Origin of the sequence: Psychromonas antarctica, assembly GCF_022267535.1 — a bacterium.
Classification (GTDB): Bacteria; Pseudomonadota; Gammaproteobacteria; order Enterobacterales; family Psychromonadaceae; genus Psychromonas; species Psychromonas antarctica.
On sequence record NZ_JAHNZV010000276.1, the window covers coordinates 1 to 760 of the forward strand.

The window sequence follows — 760 nt, forward strand, 5'->3', positions numbered from 1 at the left end:
TTTTTAGAGCGTGGGTTAGTAAGAAATAGTAGAAACATTATAAGGGCAGTACCATAAATAATTCAGTAACTACTAAATAATATTAGCCACAACTTTATACACTTCTAGCTCGCTTCGGGGCACAAAGCGCCCTAGGGAAATGATCCATTTTACTCTGAATTAGTGGCCAAAATCACTGTACCGTTACAATACAAAGGCCGAAAGTCTTAGCAATTAATTTTCTTAGGGGCTGTTGATCTTTGTTTGAATTTTGTGCAAAAAAGTGGAAGGTAATCTCGTATAATTCACTTCGCCAAAAACAAATACAACGAGATTACCATGCCCCGATTAATGCTCACTGATGAACGGTGGTCGAAGCTTAAAGCTATTTTGCTTGAAGATAGAGTTTATAACAAGTCCGAACATAGACAAACGATAGAAGGTATTCTCTATCGCTTACGAGTCGGTTGCCCTTGGCGTGATCTACCTGAATACTTTGGTTTATGGAATACGATTTACCGACGATTTCTCCTTTGGTCTAGAAAAGGTGTATTGATGAGATTATTCAAGTCGTTATCTGCTGATAGTGACACTGAATGGGAATTTATTGATGGTAGTTATGTCAAAGTTCACCAACATGGTACAGGTGCTGCATCAGAGCAACCACAGGCAATAGGGTTAAGTCGGGGAGGTAATACAAGTAAAATTCATTTAGCGGTAGATAGTTACGGTTTACCCATTGAGTTTATTATTACGGGTGGTGAAGTTCATGATAGTAAAG

1 protein-coding gene is annotated in these 760 nt (G+C 38.4%); it reads left to right on the plus strand.

Annotation, left to right across the window (positions count from 1 at the left end):
• Window positions 1–318 precede the first annotated feature (318 nt).
• The coding region (locus KSO91_RS17460; RefSeq protein WP_238744283.1) for an IS5 family transposase at window positions 319–760 on the plus strand (442 nt) is incomplete at its 3' end.